This is a genomic window from Kitasatospora sp. MBT66 (assembly GCF_000710405.2).
In the GTDB taxonomy this organism is placed as follows: Bacteria; Actinomycetota; Actinomycetes; order Streptomycetales; family Streptomycetaceae; genus Kitasatospora; species Kitasatospora purpeofusca.
This window is the reverse complement of sequence record NZ_JAIY01000016.1, coordinates 406,005-410,379: the sequence shown is the minus strand read 5'-3', so window position 1 is coordinate 410,379 and position 4,375 is coordinate 406,005. Positions and strand designations below refer to the sequence as shown.

Annotated in this window: 4 protein-coding genes; 2 read left to right on the top strand and 2 right to left on the bottom strand. The window is 74.9% G+C overall.

Annotated features, from left to right (window positions below; all coding sequences use genetic code 11):
* The first annotated feature begins 159 nt into the window (after window positions 1–159).
* Window positions 160–1,245 carry a helix-turn-helix transcriptional regulator gene (locus BI06_RS37710; protein WP_082558971.1) on the top strand — a complete coding sequence of 362 codons (1,086 nt, stop codon included), beginning with the start codon at window positions 160–162 and terminating at the stop codon, window positions 1,243–1,245.
* 150 nt (window positions 1,246–1,395) lie between these two features.
* Window positions 1,396–2,511, top strand: coding sequence for a signal peptidase I (lepB, locus tag BI06_RS47265; protein ID WP_082558970.1), 1,116 nt, complete (start codon window positions 1,396–1,398; stop codon window positions 2,509–2,511).
* Between the two features lie 141 nt (window positions 2,512–2,652).
* Here the strand turns inward: lepB and BI06_RS37700 are convergent, their stop codons facing one another.
* Window positions 2,653–3,345 (bottom strand): TetR/AcrR family transcriptional regulator, encoded by a 693-nt coding sequence (locus BI06_RS37700; protein ID WP_030393098.1) that lies wholly within the window; start codon window positions 3,343–3,345, stop codon window positions 2,653–2,655.
* A gap of 118 nt (window positions 3,346–3,463) precedes the next feature.
* Window positions 3,464–4,375 (bottom strand): MFS transporter (locus BI06_RS37695; RefSeq protein WP_043475847.1); only part of this gene is annotated, 912 nt, incomplete at its 5' end.

Sequence of the window (4,375 nt, the reverse complement as noted above, 5' to 3'; positions counted from 1 at the left end):
GGTCCCCCCCGCCGCGGTGGTCCACCCCGGGGTCGGTGTCGGGGTGGGGGGGCGACCGGAGGATGAGGGGAGAGGGGTCGGGGACCGTCCGGAGGGGGAGGGCGGATCCGTCTGGCGGGGCATGGGCGGGTGGTCGGTGTGCGTGTTAGTTTCCGGCGCATGGGATCACGTGGGGCACGCGGGGTGGCGGCTCAGCAGGCGATCGAGGGGCTGCGGGAGCTGGCCGGAGCGGGGCTGGGGGCCGAGAGGGTGTTCCGCAGAGCGGACGAGCTGCTGCGGGGTGTCCTGGAGTACGACGCGGTCTGCTGGCACTCGGCGGATCCGGCGACCGGACTGGTGAACTCGGTGCTGAGCGACGACCTCAGCCTGGACGGGTTCGAGAACGCGGTGCGCCTGGAGGTGTGGGCGGACGACGTGGCGACGTTCACGTCGATCCGGCGCAGCGGGGTGCGGGCGGAGACGCTGAGCCGGGCGACCCGGGGGCGGCTGGCGGACAGTGTGCGGTATCGGGAGCAGATCCGGCCGGCGGGGTTCGGCGACGAACTGCGGGCCGTCTTCGACGCCCACGGCGGGATGTGGGGGTGCGCGGTCTTCATGCGGCTGCCCGGCCGGGGGCCGTTCCTGGCCCGGCACCGGGAGCTCGCGGACCTCGCCGCGCGGCACCTCGGCAACGCGCTGAGGGCCTGTCATGTGCCACCGCCCGACGCGGGGCCGGGCCGGGCGGTGGACGCGGGGCCGGCGGTGGTGGTGCTCGGCCGGGGCAACCGGCCGGTCGCGATCTCCGGCCCGGCGGAGGAACTGCTCGGCCGGTTCTCCGACCCGAGCCGGACCTCGCTGCGGGTGCCCACGGTCGTCGCGATGGCCGCCGAGCAGGCCCGCCGGGTGGCCCACGGCCTGCCCGTGCCGCAGTCGAAGATCAGGGTGCAGGACGGTGACGGCCGCTGGTACGTGCTGCACGGTTCGGCGTTGAAGGGCGGCGCCGAGGACCTGGTGACGGTGGTGGCGTCGGCGGCGACGCCCGCCGACGCGATGCCGCTCTACCTCTCGGCGTACGGGCTGACGGCGCGGGAGCAGGAGGTGGCGCTGCTGCTGGTGCGGGGGTGCGACACCCGGGACGTGTCGCGGCTGCTGGCGATGAAGCCGTACACGGTGCAGGACCATCTGAAGTCGGTGTTCGCCAAGGCCGGTGTGGCCAGCCGGCGGGAGCTGGTCGCGCGGATCATGCTGGGTGGTGGGGTGTCGTAGCGGCGGGGCCCGGGGTGTACGTTCTGACGGGTCGGTGGCGGGCGGGGGTGGTCGGTGGCCGGCCCTGCCCGGTTGCGGGAACCGTCGATCGTTAGCTGACAACGGGGGGTCCCGCACGGGGCCCGCCGGGCCGTCCGGAGGGGGCCAGGGATGAGCGTGGAGGAGACCGCCGGTTCGGCGGGAAGCGGTCAGGGCGACGGGGAGACCCCGGAGGTGGCGGCCACGGCCACAGCCACGGGGGACCGCGACGCCGACGGAGGCGCGGCCGGCGGCAAGGACGGCGGTGCGGACGGCGGCAGCGACAGCGCCCCCGGGGCCGTTGCGGACGGCGGCGCGGCCGAGGACGGCAAGGGCAAGCGCGGGAAGGCGAAGAAGAAGCGGCCGTTCTGGCAGGAGCTGCCGATCCTGGTCGTCATCGCCCTGCTGCTCTCACTGGGCATCAAGACCTTCTTCGTCCAGGCCTTCTCCATCCCCTCCGGTTCGATGCAGCACACGCTGGAGAAGGACGACCGGGTCCTGGTCGACAAGCTCACCCCGTGGTTCGGCGCCGAGCCGGAGCGCGGTGAGGTGGTGGTCTTCAAGGACCCGGGCGGCTGGCTGGACTCGGTGCCCCGGGTCAAGGGCAACGCGTTCGTCGAGGGGATCCGTACGGCGCTCGGCACGGTCGGCCTGCTGCCCTCCGACAACGAGAAGGACCTCATCAAGCGGGTGATCGCGGTCGGCGGCGACACCGTCGAGTGCCGGGAGGGCGGCCCGGTCAAGGTCAACGGCGTGGCGCTGGACGAGCCCTACCTGTACCCGGGCGCGACGCCCTGCGGTGACGCGCCGGTGGGCACGGTGACGGTGCCCAAGGACCACCTGTGGGTGATGGGGGACCACCGCAACGACTCGCGCGACTCGCGCTTCCACGTCAACGAGCCCGGGGGCGGGTTCGTCCCGGTGAAGAACGTGATCGGCCGGGCCTTCGTGATCGCCTGGCCGCTGTCGCGCTGGGACACCCTTCCGGTGCCGGACACCTTCGACCAGAAGGGCCTCGCGGCGGGGGCTCCGGACGGCCTCGGCGGGCGTGGCGGGGAAGGTCCGGCCGAGCCTTCGGCGCCGGAGGCCGCCCTGGTGGCCGCGGCCGTACCGTTCGTGCTGCGGCAGCGCCGCCGGGCGGAGCAGGCGGAGGAGACGGAGCAGACCGGGCGGGCGGAGCAGAGCGACCGGGCGGAGCAGAGCGACCGGGCGGAGCAGAGCGACCGGGCGGGGGACGCCGGCCGCTGAGGTGATGCCCGGGCCCGGGTGCTTGCTGCACCCGGCGCACGACTCCGCCGCCGTCTCCGCCCCGGTCTCCCGGGGCCGGGGCCGGCGGCGGACCGCTTGGTGGGGGACGTCGAGGGCGGTCGACCGCAGTCGCGGGGCAGGTCAGGCCGGGCCGTGCCAGCCGGGGGGACGGCCGTAGCGGGCGAGGAAGAGGTCGACGCCGGACCCGATGGTGCTGGCGAGTTCGCTGTCGTCCACCGGAGTGGCGGGGGCGAAGGTGTGCACCAGCTGCGGGATGCCGACGGTACAGGCCACCAACTGCTGGACGGCGAGCTTCGGGTCCGGCACGTGCAGCTCGCCCTTGGCGGTGAGGTCGGTGAGCATCTCGACCAGCGGGCCGTTGTTCATGTCGTAGGTGACCAGGTACCAGAGCTGGCCGAGCTGCGGGAAGCGGTCGATCTCGCCGATCACCAGGCGGCGCAGCAGCATGATCTCGGGGCGCAGCAGGATGCGGGCGAGCTCGGTGGTGTGCCGGACCAGGGCGGTGCGCACGTCCGGGGCGTCGGCGAGGGCGCGGGCGGGCGGCGTCAGATCGGCGTAGGTCTTGGGCAGCACACCGCTGACGACGGCCAGGAACAGGCGCTCCTTGCTGCCGAAGTGCTTGTAGATGGTGGCCTTGGAGACGCCGGACCGGTTGGTGATGACGTCCATCGAGGCGGCCGAGTACCCCTCGGCGAGGAACTCCGCGAGGGCGGCGTCGATGATCGCCTGGCGCTTGCGGGCCGCGGCGTCGCCCGGCGCCGGGATGATCGGCATCCCGTACTCGTCGGTGGCGTCCTGGCGCTCGGCTCCCATGCGTCCGTCCTTCGTCCTTCGTCGGGGTGGGAAGGGGCTTCCCTGGCGGGTGGGCTACTGCGACGGGATGGTACCGACCGTTTGGGATGGTAGTGACCGGTCCGGGTGATTGGACCGTTCAGTATAGGAACTGAACCGTTTGGTCCGCAAAGCCCGCGAGTACCGGACCTGCGGCGACGCCGGCCGGGAAGGCCAGATTGAACAGGCCGATCGCGCCGCCCTGCCGCTCCGGCGCGAGCCCGCCGACCGCCGAACCCGTGAGTACCCCCTGCCCGCCGGCCGTGACCAGTGAGCTGAGCGCCGAGCCGAGCAGTACGACCGGGGGCCACGGCGCGAAGGCCGCCGCGGCGGCGGCCGCCGCCGAGCCCGCCGCCAGCAGCACCCGGACCCGTGCCGTGCCCAGGGCCGGGGCGAGTCGCACCAGCTGCCAGCAGAGCAGCGCGCCGGCGAGTGCCACGGACGCGACCGCGGCGCCGGTGGGCAGCGGGCCCCAGCCGGTGAGGGCGGCCACCCGGCGCGGGGCGCCGTACACCAGGGCGAAGTTGACGGTGGCGAGCGCGAGCATGAGCAGCGCCGGACGGCGGAACCCGGGCCGCCGCAGCAGGCCCAGCGGCAGGGCGTCGCGGAACCGCCCGGCGGGTGCCCCAGGCCGGGTACTCCCCGCCTGTCCTGCCTGTCCTGCCTGTCCTGCCTGTCCCGCCCGGCTGGCCCGGCCGGCCGGGCGCAGTACGGCGGGGAGCACCGTGAGGGCGAGCAGCGGCATGACCAGCGCGGCCCGCCAGCCGAGCAGCTGCGCGGCGCCCGCGCCGACGAACAGGCCGAGCGTGCCGCCGGCCGCGTTGCCGATCGCGACCAGGCCGGTGGAGCGGCCGGAGCGGTCGCGGCCGGCGATCCGGAAGGCCGCGACGGTCAGCCCCGCCGCCCCGGCGGCCTCCACCGCCCGCCCTGCCACCAGCGGCAGCAGGGCGGAGGGCGAGGCCAGCACGATCGCGGCGCCGAGGGCGACCAGCGCCGCGCCGACCCGGACCAG